The organism is Leifsonia poae, assembly GCF_050632195.1.
Taxonomy (GTDB): domain Bacteria; phylum Actinomycetota; class Actinomycetes; order Actinomycetales; family Microbacteriaceae; genus Leifsonia; species Leifsonia poae_C.
Genome location: NZ_CP192580.1, coordinates 627,972 through 653,814, shown reverse-complemented (window position 1 = coordinate 653,814; position 25,843 = coordinate 627,972). Strand labels below are relative to the sequence as shown.

Annotated in this window: 22 protein-coding genes; 7 read left to right on the top strand and 15 right to left on the bottom strand. The window is 67.3% G+C overall.

Annotated elements, in window-relative coordinates; genetic code table 11:
* Positions 1 to 86 precede the first annotated feature (86 nt).
* Positions 87 to 653, top strand: coding sequence for a TetR family transcriptional regulator (locus ACQ86A_RS03375; RefSeq protein WP_431279215.1), 567 nt, complete (start codon positions 87 to 89; stop codon positions 651 to 653).
* Here ACQ86A_RS03375 and ACQ86A_RS03370 read toward each other — a convergent pair.
* Both ACQ86A_RS03370 and ACQ86A_RS03365 read right to left on the bottom strand, forming a co-directional pair.
* Positions 634 to 879, bottom strand: a complete 246-nt coding sequence (locus ACQ86A_RS03370) for a hypothetical protein (RefSeq protein WP_431279214.1) — start codon at positions 877 to 879, stop codon at positions 634 to 636. The genes ACQ86A_RS03375 and ACQ86A_RS03370 overlap by 20 nt on opposite strands.
* Positions 876 to 1,205 carry a TetR/AcrR family transcriptional regulator gene (locus ACQ86A_RS03365; protein ID WP_431279213.1) on the bottom strand — a complete coding sequence of 110 codons (330 nt, stop codon included), beginning with the start codon at positions 1,203 to 1,205 and terminating at the stop codon, positions 876 to 878. The genes ACQ86A_RS03370 and ACQ86A_RS03365 overlap by 4 nt, the downstream gene beginning before the upstream one ends.
* Positions 1,206 to 1,326: 121 nt before the next feature.
* Between ACQ86A_RS03365 and ACQ86A_RS03360 the strand changes: the two genes are divergently transcribed.
* Positions 1,327 to 2,082, top strand: a complete 756-nt coding sequence (locus ACQ86A_RS03360) for an SDR family NAD(P)-dependent oxidoreductase (RefSeq protein WP_431279212.1) — start codon at positions 1,327 to 1,329, stop codon at positions 2,080 to 2,082.
* 34 nt (positions 2,083 to 2,116) lie between these two features.
* Here ACQ86A_RS03360 and ACQ86A_RS03355 read toward each other — a convergent pair whose 3' ends face one another.
* The 5 genes from ACQ86A_RS03355 to ACQ86A_RS03335 all read right to left on the bottom strand — a co-directional run bounded on the left by ACQ86A_RS03355 (position 2,117) and on the right by ACQ86A_RS03335 (position 9,256).
* Positions 2,117 to 2,878: a ParA family protein gene (locus ACQ86A_RS03355; RefSeq protein ID WP_431279211.1), complete on the bottom strand. Its 762-nt coding sequence runs from the start codon at positions 2,876 to 2,878 to the stop codon at positions 2,117 to 2,119.
* A 27-nt stretch (positions 2,879 to 2,905) separates the two neighbouring features.
* The gene (locus ACQ86A_RS03350) at positions 2,906 to 3,826 is read right to left on the bottom strand and encodes an acetylxylan esterase (RefSeq protein ID WP_431279210.1); all 921 of its coding nucleotides are present in this window, start codon (positions 3,824 to 3,826) and stop codon (positions 2,906 to 2,908) included.
* Positions 3,827 to 3,872: 46 nt separating this feature from the next.
* A complete protein-coding gene (locus ACQ86A_RS03345) occupies positions 3,873 to 4,445 on the bottom strand; it encodes an SGNH/GDSL hydrolase family protein (protein ID WP_431279209.1) in 573 nt (190 codons plus the stop codon).
* A 16-nt stretch (positions 4,446 to 4,461) separates the two neighbouring features.
* Positions 4,462 to 6,942 carry a X2-like carbohydrate binding domain-containing protein gene (locus ACQ86A_RS03340; protein WP_431279208.1) on the bottom strand — a complete coding sequence of 827 codons (2,481 nt, stop codon included), beginning with the start codon at positions 6,940 to 6,942 and terminating at the stop codon, positions 4,462 to 4,464.
* A gap of 100 nt (positions 6,943 to 7,042) precedes the next feature.
* Positions 7,043 to 9,256, bottom strand: a complete 2,214-nt coding sequence (locus ACQ86A_RS03335; RefSeq protein ID WP_431279207.1) for an alpha-galactosidase — start codon at positions 9,254 to 9,256, stop codon at positions 7,043 to 7,045.
* A gap of 86 nt (positions 9,257 to 9,342) precedes the next feature.
* Between ACQ86A_RS03335 and ACQ86A_RS03330 the strand changes: the two genes are divergently transcribed.
* From ACQ86A_RS03330 to ACQ86A_RS03310, 5 genes are all read left to right on the top strand, one after another.
* Positions 9,343 to 10,308 carry a carbohydrate ABC transporter permease gene (locus ACQ86A_RS03330; RefSeq protein WP_431279206.1) on the top strand — a complete coding sequence of 322 codons (966 nt, stop codon included), beginning with the start codon at positions 9,343 to 9,345 and terminating at the stop codon, positions 10,306 to 10,308.
* Positions 10,308 to 11,264 (top strand): carbohydrate ABC transporter permease, encoded by a 957-nt coding sequence (locus ACQ86A_RS03325; RefSeq protein ID WP_431279205.1) that lies wholly within the window; start codon positions 10,308 to 10,310, stop codon positions 11,262 to 11,264. Before ACQ86A_RS03330 ends, ACQ86A_RS03325 begins: the two co-directional genes overlap by 1 nt.
* Positions 11,261 to 13,732 carry a glycosyl hydrolase family 95 catalytic domain-containing protein gene (locus ACQ86A_RS03320; RefSeq protein WP_431279204.1) on the top strand — a complete coding sequence of 824 codons (2,472 nt, stop codon included), beginning with the start codon at positions 11,261 to 11,263 and terminating at the stop codon, positions 13,730 to 13,732. Before ACQ86A_RS03325 ends, ACQ86A_RS03320 begins: the two co-directional genes overlap by 4 nt.
* On the top strand, positions 13,729 to 15,069 hold the full coding sequence (locus ACQ86A_RS03315; RefSeq protein ID WP_431279203.1) for an ABC transporter substrate-binding protein: 1,341 nt from the start codon (positions 13,729 to 13,731) through the stop codon (positions 15,067 to 15,069). Before ACQ86A_RS03320 ends, ACQ86A_RS03315 begins: the two co-directional genes overlap by 4 nt.
* A gap of 68 nt (positions 15,070 to 15,137) precedes the next feature.
* Entirely contained in the window at positions 15,138 to 16,304 is a 1,167-nt protein-coding gene (locus ACQ86A_RS03310; RefSeq protein ID WP_431279202.1) for an ROK family protein, read from the top strand.
* 34 nt (positions 16,305 to 16,338) lie between these two features.
* On the opposite strand, the gene ACQ86A_RS03305 is transcribed toward ACQ86A_RS03310, so the two are convergent.
* The 8 genes from ACQ86A_RS03305 to ACQ86A_RS03270 all read right to left on the bottom strand — a co-directional run bounded on the left by ACQ86A_RS03305 (position 16,339) and on the right by ACQ86A_RS03270 (position 25,682).
* The gene (locus ACQ86A_RS03305; RefSeq protein ID WP_431279201.1) at positions 16,339 to 17,277 is read right to left on the bottom strand and encodes a DUF1214 domain-containing protein; all 939 of its coding nucleotides are present in this window, start codon (positions 17,275 to 17,277) and stop codon (positions 16,339 to 16,341) included.
* Positions 17,278 to 17,340: 63 nt separating this feature from the next.
* Complete coding sequence (locus ACQ86A_RS03300) at positions 17,341 to 19,635, bottom strand: beta-L-arabinofuranosidase domain-containing protein (RefSeq protein ID WP_431279200.1); 2,295 nt, start codon at positions 19,633 to 19,635, stop codon at positions 17,341 to 17,343.
* A gap of 4 nt (positions 19,636 to 19,639) precedes the next feature.
* Entirely contained in the window at positions 19,640 to 20,692 is a 1,053-nt protein-coding gene (locus ACQ86A_RS03295; RefSeq protein ID WP_431279199.1) for a hypothetical protein, read from the bottom strand.
* A complete protein-coding gene (locus ACQ86A_RS03290; RefSeq protein WP_431279198.1) occupies positions 20,689 to 20,943 on the bottom strand; it encodes a hypothetical protein in 255 nt (84 codons plus the stop codon). The genes ACQ86A_RS03295 and ACQ86A_RS03290 overlap by 4 nt, the downstream gene beginning before the upstream one ends.
* Complete coding sequence (locus ACQ86A_RS03285; protein WP_431279197.1) at positions 20,940 to 22,445, bottom strand: alpha-N-arabinofuranosidase; 1,506 nt, start codon at positions 22,443 to 22,445, stop codon at positions 20,940 to 20,942. The genes ACQ86A_RS03290 and ACQ86A_RS03285 overlap by 4 nt, the downstream gene beginning before the upstream one ends.
* Positions 22,446 to 22,477: 32 nt before the next feature.
* Positions 22,478 to 23,404 (bottom strand): carbohydrate ABC transporter permease, encoded by a 927-nt coding sequence (locus tag ACQ86A_RS03280; RefSeq protein WP_431279196.1) that lies wholly within the window; start codon positions 23,402 to 23,404, stop codon positions 22,478 to 22,480.
* Entirely contained in the window at positions 23,404 to 24,342 is a 939-nt protein-coding gene (locus tag ACQ86A_RS03275; protein ID WP_431279195.1) for a carbohydrate ABC transporter permease, read from the bottom strand. The genes ACQ86A_RS03280 and ACQ86A_RS03275 overlap by 1 nt, the downstream gene beginning before the upstream one ends.
* Positions 24,343 to 24,404: 62 nt before the next feature.
* Positions 24,405 to 25,682, bottom strand: a complete 1,278-nt coding sequence (locus tag ACQ86A_RS03270; protein WP_431279194.1) for an ABC transporter substrate-binding protein — start codon at positions 25,680 to 25,682, stop codon at positions 24,405 to 24,407.
* Positions 25,683 to 25,843 lie beyond the last annotated feature (161 nt).

Genomic DNA, 25,843 nt, shown 5'->3' with positions numbered 1-25,843 from the left:
TTCCTCCTCATGTCAGTTGCTGTCATCACCGTAGCACTTAATGTCAGTCACCGACATCACGAGGAGCGCGACCGTATACTGGCCCGATGGGACGCTGGGCACCGGATGCGCGTGGGCGCCTCGCGAAGGCCGCGATGGAGCTCTACGCGGAGCAGGGATTCGAGCAGACGACCGCGCTCGAGATCTCAGAGCGGGCCGGCGTCACCGAGCGGACCTTCTTCCGCTACTTCGCCGACAAGCGCGAGGTGCTGTTCCAGGGCTCTGAAATGCTGGAACAGGCGATCCTCGAATCGATCAGGATGGCCCCAGACTCTTTGCGCCCGATCGACATCGTCATCGCCGCGATGGAGGGCGTCGGAACGGTCTTCCTCGACCGCGCCCACTCGATCAGGCGCGCGCAGATCATTGCTGCGAACCCGGCGCTGCGCGAACGCGAGCTGATGAAGATGGCATCCATCAGCACCGCCGTCGCGGAGGCGCTCCGTCAGCGAGGGGTCGCAGAACCGGGCGCGACTCTCGCGGCCGAGACCGGTGTCACCGTCTTCAAGGTGGGGTTCGAATCCTGGATCGCCGGCACTCCGTCGGACGACTGGGTGGAGTGCATCCACGCGACGGTCGACCAACTGCGCGACGTCACGCCGAGTTCAGGATGAGCTGCGCGAGGTCGCGCGCAGTCTTGGCAGCCCCTGCCGTGTGGTCCATCTGGGATGTCGTGGTCGCGCCGTCGTAGAGGACGACGAGCTGTCGGGCGAGTGTCGCCGGATCGGCAGCGCCGAACTGCGTCGCCAGGTCGAGGAAGAGCCCGTGCACCCAGGAACGGAACCGCCCTGCGGCCTGCATCTCGACACTGTCTGGCCGCGCCTCCGCCGTCGCATTCATGAATGCGCAGCCGCGGTAGTCCGGCTTCGCAAAAGCTCTCCCAGGGTGTCGAACACGGCGAGTATCCGCTGAGCCGGATCTGTCTGCTTTGACACGCCCGCCTCCACGGTGGCCTTCCAAACTCCGTGACGGTTGTCGAGGTATGCCTCCACTAGCTCGTCTTTGCCACCGGTGAAGTTGTAGTACAAGGATCCCTTGGCCACATTCGCCCGCTCGAGCACCCGATCGATGCCGACCGAGTGGATGCCCTCGGTATAGAAGAGCTCGTCGCTCGCGGCAAGAAGGCGGTCTCGTGCACTCAATCGCTTGCCCGCGGAGATCGTCATGGTCCTCAGAATATCAGACAGATCTGTCTAAACCGAGAATGAGTCTTGCCTTTTTAGACAACCCGGTCTAACGTTTTAGACAGATCGGTACAAAGAGCTTCACCAACACTCAGGAGACATCATGACTGCCACCCCCGCACTCGCGAACACCGTCCGGGACCTTGAGGGCTCGACCGCTCTCGTCACCGGCGCGACATCCGGCATCGGCCGGGCAACCGCCTTCCAGCTCGCCAAGCAGGGAGCCACCGTCATCGTCCACGGACGCGATGCGGCAAGGGGCGCTCAGGTCGTCGAAGAGATCGAGCTCTCCGGCGGCAAGGCCCGATTCGTGGCCGCGGACCTCGGTGACCCTGAGGCGGCCACGCGCCTGGCGGAAGAAGCGGGCGATGTCGACATCCTCGTCAACAACGCAGGGTTCTCCTGGTTCGGCGCGACCGCCGATCTGGACGGCACGACGCTCGACCGGCTGTTCGCATCCAACGTGCAATCGGTCTACCTGCTCGTCGCAGCGATCGGGCCGAAGATGGCCGCCAAGGGCAGCGGGAGCATCATCAATCTCGCCAGCATGGCCGGTACCATCGGCCTCGCGGGCGGCGCCGCATATGGCGCCACCAAGGCGGCCGTCGCATCCCTCGCGCAGTCGTGGGCGGCGGAATACGGAGCCAGCGGTGTCCGTGTGAACGCAGTCGCTCCGGGCCCTGTCTACACGGGCGGCTCCGACAAGGCCAACATCGACGGCCTTGCAGCGACGACCCTCCTCCGCCGTGGCGCTCAGCCCGAGGAGATCGCCGAAGCGATCGGCTTCCTGGCTTCGCCGCGGGCGAGCTACATCACCGGGGCGATCTTCCCCGTCGACGCCGGGCGCACTGCGGTCTGAGCGTCACACAGAGAAGGCGCAGTACCCGAACCCGTCAATGCTTGCGCTTGGCGGGTTTGGCCTTGACCCTGTCGATGATCTGATTTGCGAGCTCGGCCAGGGCGACGGCGGCGACAGACCGCGGCGCGTATGCGACGACAGGGGCACGTTCGGTGCCCATCCGCTCGATGGCGATGGCGGCCGGGACGATGACGTCGACCACCTCTGTCCGATCGCGGGGCAGGGTCTCGGCCGCGTAGCGATGCGACACCTTGCGGCGATCGACCATATTCAGGAAAGCCAGGATGGGCGCGGGATGCGCGGACTCCGCGACGATCGCGTCGACCTGGTCGAGCGATCGCAGCGCGAGGGGCGCAGGCACGACCGGCAGCACAACCAGATCTGCAGCCCGGACAGCGTTCTCGGCGACCAGCGAAGCGCCCGGCGGGCAATCCAACACGACGAGGTCGTAGTCGGCGGCAACCGAATTGAGGATCTTCTCCACGCGGTGGGTGGAGTTCTTGGCCGCGTCGAACATCAGGTCGAGCTCGCGAAGGCTGTCGTCCGCGGGCAGTACGTGGAGGTTCTTGTTCCCGGTTGCGCGGACAGCCGCGCCGGTGGCCGTGTTCCCGCGGACCAGCGCCTCGGCGCCGCCCTTGAGTTTGGGCTTCACCTCGAGCAGGTAGGTCGCTGCGCCCTGCGGATCCAGGTCCCAGACGAGCACCCGCAGTTTGGCGGCTGCGGTCCACGCCAGGTTGATGGCGGTCGTCGTCTTACCGACCCCGCCTTTGATGCTGTAGACCGCGACGACCTTCACACAGCACATCCTAGGCGTCGGGTCGGCTCACACGAGGTGCTGTCTGAGCACCTCGATCGCCGCCTGTCGGTCGGCGGAGGCTCCGGCCTCGTGCCCGGCGTTCGGCCATTCGCGGAACGTGATCGGCGCCGCATACGCCGCAGCCGCGGCGGCCGCGGTCTGCGGTGGGCAGATGTCGTCGTCGAGCCCGGCCGAGATCCATCCGGGCGCCGTCGCGTGCCGTGCAGACGTGACGCCGTCGACGTACGCCAACGTTCGCGCAACGGCGGCGGCACGTTCGGGATGCTCGGCGAGATAACCGCGCAGTTCCGTCCAGGGCCCCTGCGCCGCGTACTGCAGGGCGACCGGCGCATCCGTGAGGAACGGGGCCTGGGCGAGCACCGCCGCGAGACCGGGGACCAGTGCTCCGACGCCGAGGGCGATCCCGCCGCCCTGACTGTTGCCGATGACCGCCACGCGTGCTGCGTCGACCTCGTCGAGACCGCGAAGAGCCTCGACCGCGCGCGCCCCGTCGACGAAGACGCCCCGGTAGTACGAGTGTTCGGCGTCGTCGATCCGGTCGAGGAGGTGACCGGTGCTTCCGCCGCCCTGGCCGTGCGTGTTCATCACCAGGTGGGCGAAGCCGGCAGCCGACCACGTCAGATCGTCGATCGGGGCCAGTCGGCCGGCGCCGTATCCGTTCGCGTGGAGCACGGCGGGAAGTGGATGCGGGCGGTGCCGCGGCAGCCGCAGCCATCCGCTCACGAGGCGCCCGTCCGTGCCGCGGAATGAGAAGTCGAACACGTCGATCGCGGACAGACCGGTGTCGACCGGATCGACGCGGGTGTCGAGCCCGAACCGCTGCGCGGATTCGAGTGCGGTCGCCCAGAAGGCGCGGTAGTCGCTGGGGGTCGGCAGCGGGTCGTGCCCGAGCAGGGCGTCGAAGCGCGGGGATGTCATCGAAGTCATGGGGCGGGATGCGCGTGCTCGAACGCGTCCAGCCAGGCGTCGGCGATCATCCGGTGCCCGAGGGGGTGGGATGCACGCCGTCGGGAGCGATCGCGTCGAGGCCGGACTCGGCCACCGCGGCGGACATGCGCTCCTGCAGCGGGACGAGGGTCGCACCGTGCTCGGCGGCGACGCGACGGACCACCGCGCGCTTGGCGTCGAGATCGTCGACCCACTCCTGTTGCCCGGGGGCGAACGGGAGGAAGAAGGGCTCGATGAACAGCAAGCGAGGGCCGTGCTCGGGCAGCGCATCCAGGAGCCGCCGCAGCGTTGCCTCGAAGGCCTCGGGCGATGTGGGGTCGTCGCTGTCGAAACGGCGCCACATGTCGTTGACGCCGACGTACAGGGTGAGGACATCCGGCTCGGCGACCACGACATCCTGAGCCCAGCGGGCCTCGAGATCGACCGCGCGGTCGCCGGAGACGCCGACGTTGCGTACGTCGACGTCTCCGCCGCGCCCGGCGAGGGTGTCCGCGATGATGCGGACGTAGCCCTCGCCGAGCGACGTGGGATCGCTCCGATCGCGGCCGCAGTCGGTGATCGAGTCGCCGACGAAGACGAATCGGGCGATGGGGGACATGGGACTCCTTAGCCCTTCAGGGTGTACTGGAAGACGTCTTGCCGCAGCACGTCACCCGACACTTTTTCACGGAGATGCGGTGGTCGCCGTCGCGGAGACCGCTCACGCTGAACAGGGTCTGTCCCGTTCTGCGCGAGTCGGAGTGCGTGTCGACCGTCTTCACCAGCTTGCCATCCAGATAGACCTCGGCCTTTCCTTGGTCGGGCGATGTCGCGCCGATACAGGAGACCCCGGTGCCACGGAAGGCGAGACCGACCGTGTCGCCGTTCTTGGCCGTCGCGTGGATGTCGTCGTGCGCATCCCCGCGGAACTGGAACCCGAGCGCGACGGTGCCGTCGGCGAGGCCGGCCAGGTAGGACGACCGGATCGTGACCGTCGTGCCCGAGACGGAGTAGTCCGTTCCGCGCTTGAGAGCCGCGCCGCTGTTCGTGATGCTGGCGAGTTCGCCGCCGTCTCGCAGCAGGGTCACCGGCACATCAGCCGGCTTCGCCTTGTCGAACACGGCAGTGTCCGGCTGCAGCAGGCTCGCGAGCGTCACATCCAGCTTGTCCACCAGCATGTACGAGCCCGACTTCTTGACGACTCGCAGGGTGTGCGATCCGTTGGGCAGGTCGCTCACGCTCCACACCGCTTGCTGCGCCTGTCGCGGCTGTCCCGCATCCCGACCCGTGCTCACGGTCTTCTGGAACTGGCCGTCGAGATACACGTCCACGTCGCCCTGAGACTCGTCCAGCTCGGTCACGTAGTCGATGCCGGTTCCGGTGAAGGTGTATTGGAACGACGAGCCGTCGCCCTCGACGTAGTGGACGTCATCCTTGTAGTCGCCGAAGCCGCGGCCCCGACTCTGTCCCCAGCTGCCGCTATAGGCGATGGCTGGGTCGTCGTCGTTCACCGCGACGATCCGGCCTGAGGCGGGAGGCGTCGGCACCTGTCCTGCAGACGAGTTCCCGACCGCGACCTGCAGCGGCTGGGTCGTCGCCGGGACTTCGTTGCCGCCGTTGCGGGTCCAGCTCCCGTCGTACGTCACGCGCTGCGCGTCATCGTTCAGCGCCATGGTCGAGCCCTTCTGTGGGGTCACCTTGAGCAGTCGCACGCCGTGGATCGGGATGGTCTGGCCGGTGAACTTGGACGCGAACGTGCCGAGGTCCTTGCCCGCCCAGAGGTCGCGGACGGATGCGGCGCCGGTGAGGCCCAAGTCGGACCAGTTCGCTGTGATGTCGGAATCGGTGCGGCCGAGGTTGAAGAGCGCGACGGTGTAGCTGCCGTCGGCGTTCGGCGCATACCAGACCTGCTTGTCGGTCGACGTGGAGACCGGTTGCGCAGGCGTTCCGGTCTGGTTCACGGCGACGACCTCGCGGTTCGTAAGCAGGTCGACGCCGAACTGGTCGAGCTTGGTCAGGTCGTTGCCGACGTACATCGGGGCGGCGGAAATCGCCCACAGCGTGGTCGCCGTTCGGCGCTCATCCTGAGTCAGACCGTCCATCGTGCCGTTGCCGACGTCGAGCGAGTCGAAGTCGTTCCAACCGCCGGGGCCGGCGTGACGCCACCAGTCGGCCGCTCGGGGGAACAGGCGAGCGATGTTGTCCCACTGGGTCAACGCGACACCCGCGCAGTAGCACTCGACATCCCACTCGACGCGCCAGCCGTTCGCATACTGCTTCCAGGTGTCGGCGTAGTTGATGTCGAGCGCCCAGGACAGTTCGAACCAGATCCCGCGCTTCTTGAGCGCCTTCGACCAGGCGGCGACATCGTCGCGGGCGTCGAGCGACAGGTCGCTCACTCCGGAGCCGGGCGTCACGCTGTCGAACTTCAGGAAGTTCACTCCCCAGGCCGAGAGCTGGTCGGCGATGGAGTCGACGTATTTCTGGGCGCACGGGTTGGTGAAGTCGATGCGGTAGCCGATCTTCCAGTAATCGGCCTGCTGCAGCGGCTGCTTCACGATGTCGTGCGTTGTGCATCCGGGGGCGTTCGCGATCGGGTACGCCTTCTCGTACACATCGGGCGAGATGCCGGGGATGAGGTACACCCCGAACTTCTGTCCATTCGCGTGCACGTGGTCGATGACCTTCTTCAGCCCCTGCGGGTACAGCGTGTCACTCGGGGCCGGTCGGCCGTTGGCGTCGACGTGGTCGGTCCATCCGGAATCGACGTTGATGTAGTTGTAGCCCGCCTTCTGCAGTTTGGCGTGCATGGCGTCCGACTGGGCGATGAGCTGGTCGGCGGTGATCCACTTCGGGTTGCCCGTGTAGACCTGCATGCTGTAGCTGCTCCAGCCCATGTACGGCTTGAGCGCCCAGGCATCGGGGGCCGGGGCGGTGGTCGGCGCGGATGCCGGGGCGGTGGCCGGCGCGGCGGTGGCCGCGCTCGTCGGTGTCGGGGTGGGAGTGTCGGTCGGGCTCGCGCCGGCCGGCGCGGCGGCGGCTGCCACCAGGCCCAGGGCCGCGATGGTGGCGACAAGAGCGGTGAGCCCCCGTCGCGCACGTGTCTGGCGTGTCATGCGATCTTCCTCTCTGAAGAACTCGAGCGCGTCGGTGCGCCGGAGCGTTACTGCGGTGGGCCGTCTGTGGGGCGCGGATGCACGCCGTTGCCCGGCTGCATCACGGCAGCCGGACGAGGTCGAACAGCATCGCCTGCTGCGGGTTGAGCGTGGGCAGGGGAACCCCGGCGGCGGCGAGCACCGAGCCGGGCAGGGTCACGCCGTCCGGGCGGAGGGCTGCGGCGATCCACGACGGATCGGCGCTCTGGTGCCGGCTCGCCGGACCGAACTCGTCCCGGATGCGCACCGAATAGCGCGCTCTGGCGTCGAGCCCGGGGAACCGCACCCGCCCCGACTGGCCGGGCGCGGATGTCCCGAGCCGCGCCCAGGTATAGATCGCCCGGCTGCCGTCGATCGCGACGAATCCGGAGAGCGCAGTGGTGTCGTCGGAGAGGTCCGCGTTGACGACCCGGCCGCTGTGGATGAGCCCCCGCAGTTCGCGGTAAACCGCTCCCCACTGCGCGATACGCTCGAGCTCGTCGTCGCCGGCCTCCTGCAGGTCCCACTCGATGCCCGCGTGCGCCGTCAGCGCCACGATCAGCCGGAACGACAGATCGGTGCGGCGGGAGGTCGTGTGCGAACGCGGTGCGCCGAGGTGCGAGCCGATGAGCTCGGGCGGCACGAGCATCCTGGTCCAGCGCTCGATCTGAAGGCGTTCGACCGGGTCGTTGCAGTCCGACGCCCAGACGCGGTCGGTGCGGTCGAGGATGCCGAGGTCGACGCGGCCGCCTCCGCCGGAGCAGGTCTCGATCTCGAGCCGGGGGTGCCGGGCCCGCAGGGTGTCGAGCATCCGGTAGAGCGCCAAAGTCTGCTCGTGCACCACGGGTCGGTCGATGCCCGCATAGCCGCTCACGGGCTCGGAGAGGTCGCGGTTGTGGTCCCACTTGATGTAGTCGACGCCGTACTCGTCGACGATCGCGCTGATCCGCTCGAGCACGTGCTCGTAGACCTCGGGACGCGTCAGATCGAGCACGTACTGGTCGCGCGCGGTCGCCCCGAGCGCCTGCCGCGGTCCGAGCACCCAGTCAGGATGCGCGCGTGCGAGATCCGAGTCGAGGTTGATCATCTCGGGCTCGAACCAGATCCCGAACTGCATGCCGTGCGAGCGCACGATGTCGACCAGCGGCGAGAGCCCGTCCGGCCAGACGGACCGGTCGACGAACCAGTCACCGAGTCCGGCGTTGGCGTCGCGACGGCCATGGAACCAGCCGTCGTCGAGCACGACCCGCTCCACACCGACGCGGCCGGCGCGCTCGACCAGAGCGGTCAGCCGGTCGAGATCGTGGTCGAAGTAGACCGCCTCCCACGAGTTCAAGGTGAGGGGACGCGGCGTCGACGGATGCGACGGACGCGCGCGCAATCGGCGATGCAGGCGGTGCGCGATCCCGTCGAGACCCTCCCCCGACCAGACGAACAGCGCTGTCGGGGCGACATAGCGGTCGCCGTCGGCGAGCGCGATCTCGCCTGGCCGGAGACCCTCTCCCACGCCGAGCACCGACGAGAACGGACCCGCTCCCTCGGTGAGTTTCTCGACGACGTACTCGGCGTCGCCGCTCCAGGCGAGATGGCTCGCCCAGGCCTCGCCGCGGCCGAACGAGAGGTCGCTCGTGCCGGCGACCACGAGGAAGGGAGCGTCGTGTCCGGGCTTTCCGCGACGCGCCCGGCGCACATGACTGCCGAAGAAGATCGGGCCGCGCTGCGGTGCCCGCTCGCGACACCACTTGCCGGTGAAATCGAGGATGTCCGTGGCTCGCTCTGGCACGGGCAGGAGCACGCGGAGGGCGTCGAGCGTGTACGGGGTGGCGGCCGTGTCGGGCGCGAGCGACGCATCCCGAACCACCGAGATGTCGACGGAGAGCACGCCGAACGGGTCGAGGCGCAGCGACATCGTGGAGCGCAGGGCGGTGATCGCGTCGACCAGGTCGATCTCGATCGTGCCGCCGTTCCCACCGTCGTCGCCTTGCGGCGAGTAGCGCACAGCGATCGTCTCCGGGCGCGGAGTGGTCGCCGAGCCGGCGGCGTGCCCCTCCTGCGCGGGAGTGCCCGCCCAACCCTCGAACTCGGTGGGCCACAGGCTGAATGCGCGGGGCACATCCGGAGAATTGTTGAGCACGGCCGGTCCCCCGGTCTCGCGCAACGCCTCGGCTTCTGCCGTGTCGATGGCGCCGAGATCGGCCCCCCAGTGCAGCACGCGAGGCACCCGTCCCACCGTGTCGATGACGAGCGAGGTCCCGGATGCGCGGAGGGACAATACGGCGCCGTAGCCGTCGGGCATTGAGGGGCTCCTTGCGAAGTGGGTTACTTGACAGTGTCAATTAACCATGCCTACTGTGTGTTCTGCAACCCCGAGAAGGAAGACCAATGTCGATCTCCAACGTCCCAACCGCCATCGAGCCGACGCGCTCCGCCGGCGCGGCGCGGCGACGCTCCCGTCGCGCGGTGAACGCTGCCGCACCCTCCCATCGCGGCGACGCCAAGCTCGCCTGGTTCCTCATCGCACCGGCGATGATCGGGTTCCTGGTGTTCGCGCTCTACCCGACCATCCGGGGCGTCTACCTCAGCTTCACCGACTACCGGTTGCTGAGCGCGCCGACCTGGATCGGCATCCAGAACTTCATCGACCTCGCCAAGGACGACACGTTCTGGCAGTCGCTCGGAATCACGATCTACTTCGTGTTCATCGCGGTGGTACTCACCCTGATCGTCTCGATCGTCACGGCCGCCGTGCTCCACCGCGTGACCGGTTCGACCGTTCTGCGCGGCCTGATCATCCTGCCCTTCCTCATCTCGGGAGTGGTCGCGGCGACCGTCTGGTCGTGGATGCTCGACGCGCAGCTCGGCATCGTCAACCAGCTCGTGCAGGCGGTCGGGGGCGACGGCATCCGGTTCCTCACCTCGCGCGAGTGGGCCATCCCGTCGCTCGCGCTGATCCACGTGTGGAAGAACATGGGATACACATCGATCATCATCTTCGCCGGGATGCAGACCATCCCACCGTCGATCTACGAGGCGGGCAGGATCGACGGGGCCAGCGAGCCGAAGATGTTCTTCCGGCTGACGCTGCCGCTGCTCCGCCCGATCCTGGCGCTCGTGGTCGTGCTCAACGTCATCGGGGCGTTCCAGGTGTTCGACATCGTCTCGGTCGCCACGAAGGGCGGGCCGGCGCACGCCTCGAACGTGCTGCAGATGTACATCTACCAAAAGGCCTTCGGCCAGTTCGACTTCGGATACGCGTCCGCGATGTCACTGGCCCTCTTCGCCATCCTCATCGTGATCACCTTCGTGCAGATGCGATTGCTGCGCGCGAGCGAATCGGACAACGCATAATGACCGCCACCGCAACCGCCCCGGCCCCCGCGCCCGCTGCTCCCGCCGCCACGCAGTCGAAGACCCGTCGTCGCCGCCGCCGCCGTCCCACCGCCGGCCGCACCATCGCCTGGATCTACCTCGTCGTGATCGTGCTCGTCACGATCTTCCCCTTCTACTGGATGCTCCGCTCGGCGCTCTCGAACAACTACGCGATGATCGCGAATCCGTCGTCACCGCTGCCCGTCGGCTTCACCTTCGGACCATTCCTTCGCGTCCTCGGACTCGAGGACTCGAAGGAGGCCATCGCGCAGGGCGGCTCGGGCGCGACCGTGCAGATCTTCCACTACCTGGTGAACTCGGTCATCTACGCGACGATCTCGACCGCGCTGATCGTGTTCTTCTCACTGATCGCGGCGTATGCGTTCGCGCGACTGCAGTGGCGGGGCCGCGAGCTCGTATTCTCGCTGTTCCTTGCGGCGCTGATGGTGCCGGGCATCCTGACCCTGCTGCCGAACTTCGTGCTCATCAAGGAGCTCGGCCTCCTCAACAGCTTCGCCGGGATGATCCTGCCGGGCGCGCTGTTCTCGGCCTTCAACATCTTCTTCCTGCGGCAGTTCATGCTCGGACTCTCGACCGAGATCGAGGAGGCTGCGCTGATCGACGGCGCCGGCAAGCTGCGCATCCTGTTCCGGCTGACGATCCCCATGACCAGCGGGCCGATCATCACGCTGTCGATCCTCGGGTTCATCGGCGTGTGGAACGACTACTTCTGGCCGCTGTTGGTGACGACCGACTCGACCGTGCAGCCGCTGACCCTCGGGCTCGCCGTATTCAAGCAGTCGTCGCCGCAGACGCAGCCCGACTGGGCCGGACTGATGGCCGCCACCCTGGTCGCGGCGCTGCCCATGCTCATCCTCTTCATGGTGTTCGGAAAGCGCATCGTGAACTCGATCGGATTCTCGGGGCTCAAATGACCGACGACACACTCCAGCTGGCCTGGCGCGAGCCCGCCGCGCACTGGGAAGAAGCCGTGCCCATCGGCGACGGCTTGCTCGGTGCGATGGTGTTCGGCGGCGCCGATGGCCGCTACCAGGTGAATGACGCCACCGTCTGGTCGGGAACCCCGAATGGGCCGGCTGACGAACTCCGTCGCCTGCTTGCAAGCGGTGCGGGGCCCGAGCGGCTTCAGGATGTTCGCGACGCGTTGGCCGCGGGCGACCTCGATCGCGCCGAGGACCTGCTGATGGCCTTCGAGGGCCGATACACGCAGGAGTTCCTGCCGTTCGTGGATGTGTACGCCACCATCCCGGGAGCAGCGCCGGCCGAGGGCGCGCCGGCGCGCATCCTGGACCTCGACCGTGCGGTCGTGGAGGAGGCGCTGACGCTCAGCGGCGCGCGCATCACGCGGGTGTCGCGAGTCAGCGGCCGCACCCTGATCGTCGCGATCGACTCCGACCAGCCGCTGCCCGAGGTGCACGTTCGGCTGACGACGCCTCTGCGAGAGCTCGGCCGACGGGCCGCTGCTGACGACGGCACGCTGGCGCTCGACATCGCCGTTCCGGTCGACGGCGCACCGCTGCACGAACCGTCCGTCGTCCCGGCGCTGCGCTACGCAGACGCGAACACCGACGCCAACGCCGACACCGGCCCTAAAACCTACGACGGCTTCGCATCCGCTTTTCTCGCGGTGCGAAGCGACGGCACGACGGATGCGGACGACTCCGGTCTCACGATCCGTCATGCCAGCCGGCTGCTGATCGCCCTCTCGTCGTCGACCCGCGCTGAGTCGTGGTGGGCCGGCGCGGACGACGAGTGGCGGAGCGTCTCCCATGAGACGATCCGGAACCGCGCACGGGGACGCGCGCTCGACGCGCTTGCCGAGAACGCCTCCCCGGCCGCCAGCGATGCGTTCACGCGTCGCTCCGCGAGGGCGCGGTTCGCGATCGGCGGCAGGCGGGAGGGCCGCTGGGATGTGGATGCGGACATCCTGCGCGGCGACGACCACGCACTCCAGGCGACAATCGCCGCCGAGTACGGTCGCTACCTGTTGGCCTCCTCGTCACGTACAGGCGGACCGGCCGCCAACCTCCAGGGCATCTGGAACGGCGAGCTGCGCCCGGCCTGGTCGTCGAACTACACGATCAACATCAACACCCAGATGAACTACTGGGCGACCGGACCGCTCGGCCTCACCGACGAAGCGGAACCGCTGATCGCACTGGTCGAGCGTCTCGCGCACACCGGCAGCGACGTCGCCCGCGACCTCTACGGGGCTCGCGGCTGGGTCGCGCACCACAACAGCGACCTCTGGGGATGGAGTCTGCCGGTCGGCATGGGCCACGGCGCACCGAGCTGGGCGATCTGGATGATGGGCGGAGTCTGGCTCTGTCACTCCCTCTGGGACCAGTACGAGTTCAGCGGAGACACGACCCTGCTCAGGGACCGGATCTGGCCACTTCTGCGCGGTGCGACCGAGTTCTGCCTCGACTGGCTCCAGGTGCGACCGGACGGGACCGTCTTCTTGGCACCGTCCACCTCGCCGGAAAACATGTACCGCGACGACGAGGGCCGCGCGCAGGCGCTCGGACTCACCGCCACGATGGACCTCGAACTGATCGGCGCGCTCCTCCAGCGAGCGCTGCTCGCGATCGACACCGTCGACCCTACCGACCCGCTGCGCTCGGAGATCGAGGCCGCGCTCGCGACTATTCCGCCGCTTGCGGTCGGCCGCGACGGACGGCTGCGCGAGTGGTCGGCCGACGTCGAAGACTTCGAGCCGGGACACCGTCACCTCTCTGCCCTCGTCGCGCTATACCCGCTCGACCTCATCACTCCGAATGCCACACCGAACCTCGCCGACGCATCTCGGGCATTCCTCGACGCCCGAGGCCCGGGAGCGATGGGCTGGTCGTGGGCCTGGAAGATCGCCCTCCGCGCGCGACTCGGCGACGGTGACATCGCCGCCGACCTGCTTCAGCAGGCGCTCACCCCGTACGACGGCGACGCCCGCCGACACGGACCGGTCGACGGCTCCGAATGGGGCGGGCTCCTCCCCAACCTGTTCAGCACGCATCCGCCGTTCCAGATCGACGGCAACCTGGGTTTCCCCGCCGCGATCGCCGAGCTGCTGCTGCAGAGCCACGACGGCCGCATCTCGCTGCTCCCCGCGCTACCGACCTCCTGGCCGCTCGGCCGGGTCGACGGTCTCCGAGCCCGCGGCGGCATCGCCGTCGACCTGACCTGGTCGGCCGGCAGCCTCGATGAAGCCGTGCTGCGCAACCCGCATCCGACGCCCCGCGATGTACGCGTCAGCTACGGCGACTCAGACTTCGACGTCCGCATCCCCGCCGAGGGACAGGTCGTCGTCACGAACCCACCACAACACCAAACCACCCCCGACACCGACGAAGGTGCCCGGGCAATCACAGTGAGGAACTCATGAAAAAGCTCCGCATCATCGCCGGCTTGGCAGCAGCCGGGCTCGCGGCCGTCGGCCTCGCGGCCTGCTCGTCCGACAACGCGTCGAGCGACAAGGTCACCGTCAACTGGTGGACCTGGGACGACCACCAGGCAGCCAACTACAAGCTGTGCATCCCCGGGTTCGAGAAGGAGAACCCGAACATCTCGGTCAAGATCTCGCAGTACAACGTCAACGACTACTTCACCAAGCTGACGGCAGGCTTCGTCTCGGGCACGGCTCCGGATGCGTTCCAGAACAGCGTCCCGCTGCTCGGCCAGTACGCCGGTCAGAAGCAGATCATGCCGCTCGACGACCTGATCAAGAAGACCGATTTCGACCTCAGCAAGTTCAACATCGGCGTCGACTCGTGGAAGTACACGGACGGCAAGCAGTACGGCATCCCCCTCGACTGGGCGGGCGCGGCGATCTACTTCAACGAGGACATGGTCAAGGCGGCCGGACTCACCGACGACGCCGTCAAGAACATGACCTGGAACCCGGATGACGGCGGCACGTTCGACAAGATCGTCGCCCACCTCACCGTCGACAAGAACGGCAAGCGCGGCGACGAGCCCGGCTTCGACAAGAACAACGTGAAGACGTACGGCATCGGAACGCTGGCTGCGGGAGACTTCAACGGTCAGACATCCTGGAACCCGTTCGTCACGACGCTCGGGTGGAAGCTCGGCGGCGACGTCAAGGCGTGGCCGAAGGAGCTGCCGTTCAACGACCAGCGCCTCGCGAAGACGCTCGACTACGTGCGCACCCTCGGCGACCGCGGCCTGATGCCGAAGTTCGGCCAGTTCACCGTCTCCTCCTCCGAACAGATGGGCGCCGGGCAGGTCGCGATGGCGCAGGACGGCACCTGGAACGCCACGACCCTCACCAAGGTGCCCGGCCTCAAGGTCGGCATCGCGCCGACGGTGAAGGGTCCGGATGGCCGTGGCATGATCAGCAACTCGAACGCCAACAACATCTTCGTGGGCACCAAGCACGTCGACCAGACCTGGAAGTGGGTCTCGTACATGGGCACCGTCGGCTGCCAGACCATCGCGGGCAAGACCGCGACGTTCCTGCCGTCGATCGCCGCGGCGCTCCAGTCGACCGTCGACGCTCAGAAGGCAGACGGGGTCGACATCTCCAGCTTCGTCGACGCGCTGAAGAACGACGAGCTCTACCCGGCGCCGCCCACGGCGAACGGACAAGAGCTGGTTGACACACTTCAGCCGATGTTTGAGGCATTCTTCAGTGGTGAGGGCGACACGTCCTTCCTGAAGACCGCACAGGAGCAGTCGAAAGAAATCATCGCCAAGCAGTAGTACTCCGGGGTCGGCGGGCGAGGGCGCGCTCCTCGCCCGCCGACCCCATCCCGAAGAAAGGGCACACGATGAACGATGAGACGCAGACGCGGACAGCGCTGCTCGGATCGTCGTCCGACGCTGCCACGCGCGTGTTCACGACCATCCTGACCCGCAGTCCCATCAGCAGGATCGACGTCGCCCGGCTGACCGGTCTCTCGCAGGCCGCCGTGACCAAAGCGGTGACGCCGCTGGTGGCCGCCGGCCTGATCAACGACTCGCTCGACCCCACGCTCACCGGACTCCCCGGCCGCCCTGTCAGCCCGGTCGCGGTCGTCCCCGACGCCGTCGTCGCGCTCGGCGTGAAGGTGAACGCGGATGAGCTCATCGGCGTCGCCACCGACCTCACCACCCGAATCATCACGTCCGAGCGGATGCCGTTGACGTCTCACGAGCCCGCCGCCGTCACCGACGCCATCGTCGAAATGTGCGGCCGTCTCCAGGGCGATATCGGCGCGCTCGGGTCGCGCCTGGCTTGCATCGGCGTCGCCGTCTCTGGCGATGTCGACATGGCGACCGGCGTCGTGCGCGACTCGGCCCAGATGGACTGGCGCGGAGTCGACCTCGGCGCAGCACTGACCGAACGCCTCGGCACGCGCATCGTCGTGGAGAACGACGTGCGCGCTCTCACCATCGGCGAGCACTGGTTCGGCGTGGGCCTCGGGACGAGCTCGTTCGCCATCGTCACCATCGGCCGCGGAATCGGAAGCGGCCTGCACCTCAACGGCGAAGTCGTCGAGGGTGCCTACGGGGTGGCGGGCGAGATCGGCCACCTGCCACTGACCTCCCCCGACCGGATCTGCGCGTGCGGTCGTCGGGGCTGCGTCGAGGCGGTCGCTGCCACCGCGGCGATCGTCGCCGCCGTATCCGGAGCCCACAAACGCGATGTCTCCATCGAGGAGGCGGTCGCGCTCGGCCGCGGCGGTGATCCCGCTGCCGTTCAGGCGTTCGCAGAGGCGGGCAAGGTCATCGGCGCCGCCATCGCCAGCCTCGTCAACATGGTCGGCCCCGAACTCGTCATCATCGGCGGTGAGGGCGTGGTGAACTTCGACCTGATCGAGGATGCGCTGCGCAAGTCGTACGCAGAGCACGTCTTCGCGTCGGCGGACCGGTGCCGCGTCGTCGTGCGGCCGCACACGTTCGAGGACTGGGCGCGGGGCGCTGCCGCTACGGCCATCCGGTCACTGGTGGTGTAACCGGCGATTGCCGCGCGACCGCAATCGTCGCCTGTCAGTTCTGAAGTGTCGGGAACGTCCACTCGCCGCTGAGGATCTCGGGACGCGGGCGATACAGCCGCACGAGATAGTTCCAGCCCTCGGGCGTCGGGATCGCGTTCGGGGTTCCCGCGGGATAGTCGCCGAAGCGCACGGTGATCGACCCGTCGTCGTTGCGCACACCGGTAACACTGTTAACCGTGTACGCGCCTGACTCGTTCGGTTCGAAGAAGCCGGCGGCGTTGTAGACCGAGATCGACCAGAAGCCGTCGACCGGCACATCCCCGACCGTGAGCTCGTGCCGTTCGTCCGGGCTGCTCGGGTTGACGCCGATATACGTCGCCTCTGACGATGGCAGCCCGCCCCAACCCGCGGCCGTTCCGATGAGGTGGTGCACCGGATCCACCTCGTCGGCGGTGCCGAACATGCCGCTGAAGTCCTTCATGTTCTTCGCCAGCGCCAGAAGGGCGTTACGTGTCTCGTCGAAGCTCGTCTTGTCGTAGTCGGGGATCTCGAAGGGCACCGCGGACTCGCTCCGCAGCGTGATCTGGTCCTGAAGCGCCGCGACGGCAGCCACGTCAGCCGGGTTCTCAGGGTCGACGAGGATGCGGATCGCGAGCACCACGTACGGCGATCCGAACTCGTCTACCGTGAGGCTGTGCTCCCCCGCCGAGTGGAAGATCCGGTTGATGTAGTGGTCGGCGTTCACGACCATCGCGGAGACGTACCGGTCGCCGTGTTCCGGCAGGCTGAACGTCGCCCCCTTGGTGATGTCCACCACGGCGAAGCTGTACAGGGTGTCCCTGTTCAACCTGATGACCGTCTGCTTGTCGATCGCCGCGGGCACGCGGTTGTGTAAGAAGGTGTTGATGCCTCCGGCGTCCCGCTGAAGGTCGTGGAGCATCCGGTCGTTCTCGGCTCGGACGAAGTTGTCGGCATTCACGATGATGGTCACGCGCTCATCGTGGCATACCGATCCACCGGGTGTCACGGGTCAGAATCAGGCTTCCGGATGCGCTCACTCCGACAGCAGGCGCACCTCGGTGATCCTGTCCGTACGTCCACCGCGGGCGACGAACTCGACCGTCGCACGCTCGGTGTCCTGGCTGCGCACCGCCGCTGGCAACGCATACTCTTTGTCGCATACGACCGGTGAGATGTCCGCTCCGGGGCGTGTGACCCGCGCGACCGAGACCCCGTTGACCAGGATCTCGTAGTCGACGTCGCCATCCCCGTCGAGCCAGGAGACCCGGAGAACCTTGGCTAGGCGGATCCAGTCGAGCAGCGTCACGCTCATCGCGGTCTCGGTGCGCCGCCAGGGCACTCCGCCATCGCGACCCGACTCGCTCCCGTCGCCGACGAACCCGTGGTCGGATTCCGGCTGCTGCTCGCCGAGCACCACCGAGTCCCGGGTGCGGGCGTCGAGCCCGAGCTGCCAACGGTCGCGCTCGGCCAGTTCCGCGAGGCGAGTGGACGCATCCGGACCCTGCGGGAAGTAGACGGTGTACCGGGTGTCGTGAACCTGCGCGAAGGGTCGGAGCAGCACATCCTGGCCCACGGCGTGCAGCACGAGCCTGTCATCACCGGCGCGCTCGATCAAGGCGTCAGCATCGTCGCCCTCGACGAGCGGTGCGTCGACGAGCGGCACCAGCGAGCCGAGCGCGATGTGGCTCATCCGGCCGGCACCGGCGACGAGGCCATCGAGCGGCGGCCCGTCGACCTCGGCGGCGTAGACGACGGGGCCGTCCACCACAGACACCCAGCCCGATCCGTCGGGGAGGTGCTCGAATCGCGGCGTGCTCAGCAGGTGCACCTCAAGCACGTCGTCCTCAAACCAATCTCGGCGGATCACCACGTACCCGTCCTCGGTCTGAGCGTCGACGGGCACTCCGTTCACCCGCACCGACGGCTCCCCCGACAGCCAACCCGGGAGGCGTATGCCGATCGCGGCATGGAGCGCCGGTCCCGCGTCGATCGTGAGCGTCGTGACCACCCCGTCCTGGGTGCGAGCCAGCTGCGTCACGCGACGACCCTGCCACTCGACGGCCGAGTCCATGAACAGGTTCACGAGCAGGTCGTCGCCTCGAGTGGCGTACGCATAGGCCGCGTGCCGCGCGTGAACCTCCATGCCCGTGCCGACACAGCACCAGAAGCTGTTCTCCGCCTCGGAGTAGACGCGGTAGTGACCCGGGCGCAGCGGTGTGAAGTACACGAACCCGCCATGCTCAGGATGCTGCGCCGAGAGCACGTGATTGACGAGCGCGGTCTCGATGAAGTCGAGGTATCGCGTCTCACCCGTCGACGCGTACAGGCCACCGGCGAGACGGATCATGTTCACCGTGTTGCAACTCTCGGGACCCTCCCGGTCTTCGACCATCCCGGTGAAGTCGTTCGGGTCGTGGAAGTGCTCGCGCACCCCGTGTCCGCCGATCGTCACCGAGTGCCGCTCTGCGACCGTGTCGAAGAAGAACCGCGAGGCGACGGCGAAGTCGGGTTCTGCGCTGCCGACCTCCGCCACGCGCTGATAGCCGAGTACCTTCGGGATCTGCGTGTTGGCGTGCAGCCCGGTCAGGGCGTCCTGGCCGGCGACGAGCGGATCGAGGATCACCCGGTGCGAGAACCGCTTCGCCATCGCCAGGAACTCGACTCGGCCAGTCAGCGCTGCGAGGTCGGCGAACGACTCGTTCATCCCCCCGAATTCGGTGTCGAGCATCCGTTCGAAGTCGTCGTCGCTCAAGCGCGCGGCCAGTGCGACCCACCACTCGCCCAACGCCGTCACAACCGTGAGCGCGTCGTCGATGCCTGCGCTTCGATACGCCTCGACGAGTCCGGCGAACGTCTTGTGCAGGTTGTACCAGGGCACCCACCGGCCCTCGAGCGCGAACGAGTCGGGGCGGATTCCGCCGGCAGCGACCTCGGTCCAGAGCGCCTCCCCCTGGGGGACGCCGCCGACGTAGCCGGTGCCGATCGCATCCTGAGCCCGGCGCATCCCCTCGACCATCGTCTTCGCCCGGTCGAGAAAGCGCTCGTCGCCGGTCGACGCGTACATGAGCGACGTCGCGGAGAGGTAGTGCCCGGCCGTGTGGCCGTCGAGCCCCTGGCTCTCCCAGTTGCCGTATGCCGGCGCCTCGACGGGCAGTCCCGCCTCCCGGAAGAACGGGGCGAGCAGGCGCGAGGGTTCGAGCCCCAGCAGGTAGCGGCCGTCGAGCTCCTGCGCACGGAGGAACGGTCCACCGGTCAGCCGCACCGAGTGCAGCGGCATCGGGACGGGCAAGGTCGCGGGTGACACAGCCACAGGAAGCGTTTCAGCCATCTCGTCAGTCTTTCGGTTTGACGACGAGTCGGTAAGCGCTCGTCGAGTCGATGTGGGGGATGTCGACGGTCAGCTTGCCGTCGACGGCAGCGGACTCGGTCGACAGGATGCGCGTCGCGGGCTTGCCCACGGTCGCCCGGTCGGTTCCGGCGACCCGCTCGACGGTCACCGAGTAGTGCGCCGACGCCCGCAGGCCGCTCACGGCGACCGCCGCCTGCCCCGACTGACCGGCCTGCCCCGCCAAGAGCACCTGAACGGTAGACCCGTCTCCGGATGCGAGACCGTCGAGCTTCCCGGAAGGCACCACCCGCAGCATCTTGCCACTCAACGCGCCGTACCAGTCGTAGAGGCCGTACACGCCCGTCGGCTTGCCCACTGAGGGAGTAACCAGTCCACCGACGGTGCCCGACTCGTGCCAGTACGCCCGGCTGGCCGAGGCCACGCCGGTGCGCTCGAACTGAGCGAGGTAGTGCGTCATCGCCGAGGGCACCTCCATCTGCTTCGGAGAACCGTACTCGTCGATGGCGATCGGCCGAGGCGAGATGCCGAGAGACTTCTCGAGGGAGCGGTACGCCGCGACGTGCTCGTCGATCTGCTCCCATCCGTCGGCGCCGTCGGTGAGCTCATGCCAGCAGATCACATCGGGGAGGGTGCCCGCCGCCTTGGCGCTCGACAGGAAGTCGGCCATCATGCCGTCGTTCCAGACACTGAAGCTGGGGCCGACGATCGGTGTCGTGGGGTCGAGGGCTCGGACCGCCGTGAAGGTGCGGTTCCAGCCGTCGTCGAACGGTCCTGCCTGAACGGTGTCCCAGGTCCAGTCGGGCTCGTTCCACAGCTCCCAACCGTTGATGACGTCAGAGTCGGGTGACGAGCCCACCTGGTCGATCATGGTGTCGACCTTCGCCAGCCAGTCGTCCCAGCCGACCCATTCGTAGGGGAACGTCGGATAGATGTCGGGCATCCGGACGAACTCCTTCGCCCCCGCCGCGCGAACCGCGGGGGCGACCACGAGCGCGTCACCCGTCGGCGTGGTCGCGCCGTTACCGAGCTGCGTCACACCGGGGGAGGCTGCACCACCTGGTTCAGGTGGAGCGGAGCGACCGTGGCCGCCGCCGGCGTCGACGCATCCGCGAACGCGTACAGGCCGCCCGCGCCGACGTGCTCAACGGTTCCCTGAGACGATCCCGCTTCGACCCGCAGCGTGGTCACCGTCGCGTTCGGCGGCGCTGAGCACGACACGAGCAGCGCCGCCGCGGCCGACACGGCGATGATCGCCGATGCCGACCGCAGCAGACGTGAACGCATCATGCGAAGGCGATCGCCGTCCACGAGACGGGCGGAAGTACGACGGTCAACTGGCCGTCGACGATGCTTGCGCTGTCGTTCGAGACAAGGCCGACCCGGGTCTGGTTGTCGATCGTGTTCTTGGCGTAGACGTCGTCATCGGCCAACGTGACCGCCTCGTCGATGCGGGATGCGGCGAACTGGCTCACGTCGATCGTGACGGTTCGCGACTCGGTCTGGTCGCGGTTGACCAGGAAGACCGCGCCGCTCGCGGACTCGTCATCGTAGGTCGCGACAGAGTCGACGAGGTCGGCCTCGCCGTGGACGGCAGTCTCGTACTTGGGCGAATCGATGACCGGACGCAGCACCACGCCCTTCGCGAGCCGGCTCGTGACCGAGAACGGGAAGAAGGTGGTCTGACGCCAGACGCCACCGCCCGGCTCCGTCATGATCGGGGCGATCACGTTCACCAGCTGGGCGAGGGATGCGGACGTCACCCGGTCGCTGTTCTTCAGCAGCGTGATCAGCAGGTTCCCGAGCACGACGGCGTCGGCCACCGAGTACACGTCCTCGAGCTGACGGGGCGCGTAGCGCCACTCGTCGTTGACCTCGTCGGACGCCTGGTGCTCGTCGAGGTACCAGATGTTCCACTCGTCGAAGGAGATGTTGACCTTCTTCTTGCTCTTCAGCTTGTACCCGACGTGGTCCGCCGTGGCGACGACCGTGTCGATGAAGTACTGCATGTCCACCGACGACGCGAGGAACGAGCCGAGGTCGCCGCCGCGCTCCTGGTAGTAGGCGTGCGCCGAGACGTAGTCGACGTGCTCGTACGAGTGCTCGAGAACCGTGCGCTCCCACTCGCCGAAGGTGGGCATCCCCGAGCCGGACGAGCCGCAGACCACGAGCTCGAGGTCCTTGTCGGCCATCTTCATCGCGGCGGCGGTGCGAGCGGCGAGCTTGCCGTAATCGTCGGCCGTCATGTACCCGGTCTGCCACGGGCCGTCCATCTCGTTGCCGAGGCACCACATCCGGATGTCGTGCGGCTCGGTCGTGCCGTTGGCGATCCGCTGGTCGCTCAGCGCGGTGCCGGCGGGGTGATTTGCGTACTCGAGAAGGTCGAGCGCGGCCTGGATGCCCCGGGTGCCGAGGTTGACGGCCAGCATGAGCTCGGAGCCCGTCAGCTTGAGCCAGCGCGAGAACTCATCGAGACCGACCTGGTTGGTCTCGAGCGAGTGCCAGGCGAGGTCGCGACGCACCGGACGCTGTTCGCGCGGGCCGACGCTGTCCTCCCAGCGGAATCCGGAGACGAAGTTGCCACCGGGGTAGCGGATGGTGGTCGAGCCGAGCTCCTTGACCAGTTCCACGACGTCGAGCCGGAAGCCGTCCTCGTTCGCGGTCGGGTGCCCGGGCTCGTAGATCCCGTCGTAGACGCACCGGCCGAGGTGCTCGACGAAGGAGCCGAAGGTGCGGCTGCGAACCGGGCCGACGGTGCGGCCGCGATCGAGGATGATGGTGGAGTCTGGCATTGTGTCGTGTTTCCTTGGTCGGTTGTCGATGGTCATTTGACGGCGCCGCTGAGCAGGCCGGCCGTGTAGTACTTCTGCAGAACGAGGTAGATCACGACGCACGGGATCACCGTCACGGCCACGCCCGCTTCGAGCAGACCCCAGTCGACGGAGTTGTTCTGCCCCGCCGAGAGGATCCCGAGGCTCACCGGCAGTGTGTACTTCGACTGGTCCGTGATCAGGATGAGCGTGGCGAAGAAGTCGTTCCAGGCAGCGAAGAACGTGAGCAGCGCCGTGGACACGATGCCGGGCACCGCGTTCGGCAGCATCACGCGTCGCATTGCTCCGAACGCGCTCGCGCCGTCGATCATCGCCGCTTCCTCGATGCTCGCGGGGATGGCCGCGAACGAGTTGCGCATGAGGAAGATGCCGAACGGGAGGTTGAACGTGGCGAGCACGAGCGTCAGCCCGAACAGGTTGTTCTGAAGGCCGACGTCTTTCAGCGTCAAGTAGATCGGCGTGATGATGGCCTGGAACGGCACCATGAACGTGATCAGCGTGACGAAGAAGGCGACCCGGCTGCCGCGGAACGGCAGCTTGGCGAACGCATATCCGGCCAACGTCGACACCACGACGGTGATCGCCGTCGTCAGCAGCGTGACGAAGAGCGAGTTGCCGAGGCTGCCGAGCAAACTCAGCCCGCCGGCGTTGCTGCCCAGCTGCGCGAAGTTGTCGAACGACAGCCCGTGCGGGAAGAGCGTCGGCGGGGTCTGGACCGCCTCCGCCGGATTCTTCAGCGACTGCGTGACGAGCACGTACAGCGGATAGAGGAAAAGGATCGCGACACAGATCGAGACGATCCACCAGGCGCTGGCCGGCAGGATGCGGTTCGACCGACGCTTGCGCTGCTCCCGTGCGATCGGCGCGGGCGCATCCGGAACACTGATCGGGGATGCCATGGGGCTTGTCTGTGTGGTCATCAGTCGTCCGCGTTTCGAAGCAGGAGCATCTGCACGACGCTGACGGCGCCGAGCACGAGCATGAGCAGGATGGACAGCGCCGAGGCGTATCCGAGGTGGAACTGCACGAATCCGGTGCGGTAGATCTGGAAGACCGCGGTGATCGTCGAGTTGTCCGGTCCGCCCGAGGTCATGATGTAGAACTGGTCGAACGCCAGCAGCGATCCGGCGACCGAGAACACGAGCACGAGCGCCAGTGTCGGGCGGAGCAGCGGAAGGGTGATCAGGCGGAAGGTCTGCCAGCGACCGGCCCCGTCCATCCGGGACGCCTCGACGACCTCCTCGGGGATCGACTGGATGCCCGAGAGCAGCAGTAGCATCTGCAGGCCCGCCGTCTTCCAGACCACCATGCCGAGCACGATGAGGAACGCGGTTCCCGGATTCGCGAACAGGTTGGTGCTCGCATCGCCGATCCCGAGACGTGCGAGCAGGTCGGTGAGCGGTCCGATGTCCGGCTGCCAGATGAAGACCCAGAGGTAGCTGGCCGAGGCGAGACCGATCACGACCGGAACGAAGTAGACGGTCTGGAAGATGCGCGCGGCGCGAGTGCGACGCCGCACCAAAGCCGCCAGGCCGAATCCGACGGCGAGGAGTACCGGGGTGGTGATCACCGTATAGAAGAGGGTGAAGACGACGGCTTGACCGAATTCCGAGTCGCTGAACGCGTCGATGTAGTTCTGCACGCCGACGAACGACGACGGCCCGAGAAGCGGGTAGTCGAAGAAGGAGATGTAGACGGTGCGGATGAGCGGCCAGATGAAGAAGAGGCCGAGCAGCACTGCCGCCGGAGCGACGTAGATGACGCCGAGCACACCGCGTCTGCGCGAGAGACTGTTGCGTCGTCTGCCCGCAGGCCGCGGCGCTTTGAGCGCGCCGCCGACCGCTGTTGGTAGAGCCATGAGGGTGGTTCCCGTTTCCCGAGGATGGGCGCGGCCGGCACCCGGCCGGCCGCGCCCGCCTGCTACTTGTTCGCCTTGTCCAGCAGCGCCTGCGCGGCGCTCTGAGCGGTGGCCTGGGCGCCCTGGATGTCACCCTTGAAGACAGCCGACTGGATCATCTTCGACCAGACACCGTTGTTGTCGTTGAAGAGTGCGTTCTCGATCGTGCTGTACGGGGTGTGGCCCACCTTGAGCGCGTCGGCGAACACCTTGTACCGCGGGTCGAGCGGCGTGTAGATCTTGTCGAGCAGGTCCATGCGGATCGGCAGCACCGACTTCGACGCGAGGATCTTCTGAGCCTGCTCGTCGGTCGCCCACTTCACGAACTCCCAAGCGCCGTCGGGGTTCTTCGCACCGGTCATGATCGACATGTTGTCGCCGCCCGCGAACGAGGCCGAGCCGCCGTCCTTGCCCGGGATCGGGAAGACGCCGAAGTCGATCTTCTTGGCCGCGACCAGGGAGCCCAGGAAGCTGGTGCCGTCCGGCTTCATGCCGATCGTTCCACCCTGGAAGGCCGTGCCCGCGTTCGGGCCGTTGTCCGTCTGCACGAGGGTGGGCATGCTGCCGTCTGTCCACATGTCGCGGTACAGCTGCAGCGCATCCGTCACCTCGGAGGAGTCGAGGGTCGCCTTGGTGCCGTCCTCGTTGAGCACGTCACCGCCACTCGCCCAGATGTGCGGGGTGAGCTCGAAGATGTTGCACCCACCGCAGGCGGCCGAGAAGACGAAGCCCTTGTTCTTGCCGCCGAGGGCGCTGACGGCCTTCGCGTCGGCCTGGAGTTCCGCGTACGTTGTCGGGGGCTTCTCGGGGTCGAGGCCCGCCTGCTTGAAGAGATCCTTGTTGTAGAACATGACGGAGACGTCGCCGGTGAACGGCACCGCGTACGTCTTGCCCTTGTACTTCGACTGCCTCACGTGCGCCGGGCTCAGGTCGTCCTTGTACGGAAGGGCGTCCACCTTGTCGGTGATGTCGGCGAGGGCGCCCACCGACGCGAAGTACGGAGTGAAGACCAGGTCGGTCGCGGCGACGTCGGGAGCGGAGCCCGACGATGCGGCGGTTCCAAGCTTCTGAACGAAGTCGGCGGCCGGGATGAGGGTCACCTTGACCTGGGTCTTGTGCGACTTGTTGAACGCGTCGGCGAGCGGCTGAACGATCGCCTTCTCGTAGTCGCGGACCCACACCGTGACGGTGCCTGAACTGCTGGAGTCTCCTCCGCTGGATGCTGAGCATCCGGCCAGCAGGACGCTAGCGGTGGCGATCGTGCCGATGAGGCCGAGCACCTTCCTTGTCCTACGCATCATTGCGTTTCCTCTCGATGTGACTATCCGCCCGCTGGGGGCTCACTGTGGCGAAAGAGAAGGGTGACGACGTGTCCGCGGGCCCTTCCTCGGGCCCTGGACCGGCGCATCCGGTCTCTGGATTGTGATTTCTACAACGATTACCAACAACGTTGTAAGAGCAC

Bases quoted from the DNA above. Each gene is read 5' to 3' on its own strand.
- ACQ86A_RS03375 (WP_431279215.1), top strand. From the start codon at position 87: ATGGGACGCTGGGCACCGGATGCGCGTGGGCGCCTCGCGAAGGCCGCG.
- ACQ86A_RS03370 (WP_431279214.1), bottom strand. From the start codon at position 879: ATGAATGCGACGGCGGAGGCGCGGCCAGACAGTGTCGAGATGCAGGCC.
- ACQ86A_RS03365 (WP_431279213.1), bottom strand. From the start codon at position 1,205: ATGACGATCTCCGCGGGCAAGCGATTGAGTGCACGAGACCGCCTTCTT.
- ACQ86A_RS03360 (WP_431279212.1), top strand. From the start codon at position 1,327: ATGACTGCCACCCCCGCACTCGCGAACACCGTCCGGGACCTTGAGGGC.
- ACQ86A_RS03350 (WP_431279210.1), bottom strand. From the start codon at position 3,826: ATGACTTCGATGACATCCCCGCGCTTCGACGCCCTGCTCGGGCACGAC.
- ACQ86A_RS03345 (WP_431279209.1), bottom strand. From the start codon at position 4,445: ATGTCCCCCATCGCCCGATTCGTCTTCGTCGGCGACTCGATCACCGAC.
- ACQ86A_RS03340 (WP_431279208.1), bottom strand. From the start codon at position 6,942: ATGACACGCCAGACACGTGCGCGACGGGGGCTCACCGCTCTTGTCGCC.
- ACQ86A_RS03335 (WP_431279207.1), bottom strand. From the start codon at position 9,256: ATGCCCGACGGCTACGGCGCCGTATTGTCCCTCCGCGCATCCGGGACC.
- ACQ86A_RS03330 (WP_431279206.1), top strand. From the start codon at position 9,343: ATGTCGATCTCCAACGTCCCAACCGCCATCGAGCCGACGCGCTCCGCC.
- ACQ86A_RS03325 (WP_431279205.1), top strand. From the start codon at position 10,308: ATGACCGCCACCGCAACCGCCCCGGCCCCCGCGCCCGCTGCTCCCGCC.
- ACQ86A_RS03320 (WP_431279204.1), top strand. From the start codon at position 11,261: ATGACCGACGACACACTCCAGCTGGCCTGGCGCGAGCCCGCCGCGCAC.
- ACQ86A_RS03315 (WP_431279203.1), top strand. From the start codon at position 13,729: ATGAAAAAGCTCCGCATCATCGCCGGCTTGGCAGCAGCCGGGCTCGCG.
- ACQ86A_RS03310 (WP_431279202.1), top strand. From the start codon at position 15,138: ATGAACGATGAGACGCAGACGCGGACAGCGCTGCTCGGATCGTCGTCC.
- ACQ86A_RS03300 (WP_431279200.1), bottom strand. From the start codon at position 19,635: ATGGCTGAAACGCTTCCTGTGGCTGTGTCACCCGCGACCTTGCCCGTC.
- ACQ86A_RS03290 (WP_431279198.1), bottom strand. From the start codon at position 20,943: ATGATGCGTTCACGTCTGCTGCGGTCGGCATCGGCGATCATCGCCGTG.
- ACQ86A_RS03285 (WP_431279197.1), bottom strand. From the start codon at position 22,445: ATGCCAGACTCCACCATCATCCTCGATCGCGGCCGCACCGTCGGCCCG.
- ACQ86A_RS03280 (WP_431279196.1), bottom strand. From the start codon at position 23,404: ATGACCACACAGACAAGCCCCATGGCATCCCCGATCAGTGTTCCGGAT.
- ACQ86A_RS03275 (WP_431279195.1), bottom strand. From the start codon at position 24,342: ATGGCTCTACCAACAGCGGTCGGCGGCGCGCTCAAAGCGCCGCGGCCT.
- ACQ86A_RS03270 (WP_431279194.1), bottom strand. From the start codon at position 25,682: ATGATGCGTAGGACAAGGAAGGTGCTCGGCCTCATCGGCACGATCGCC.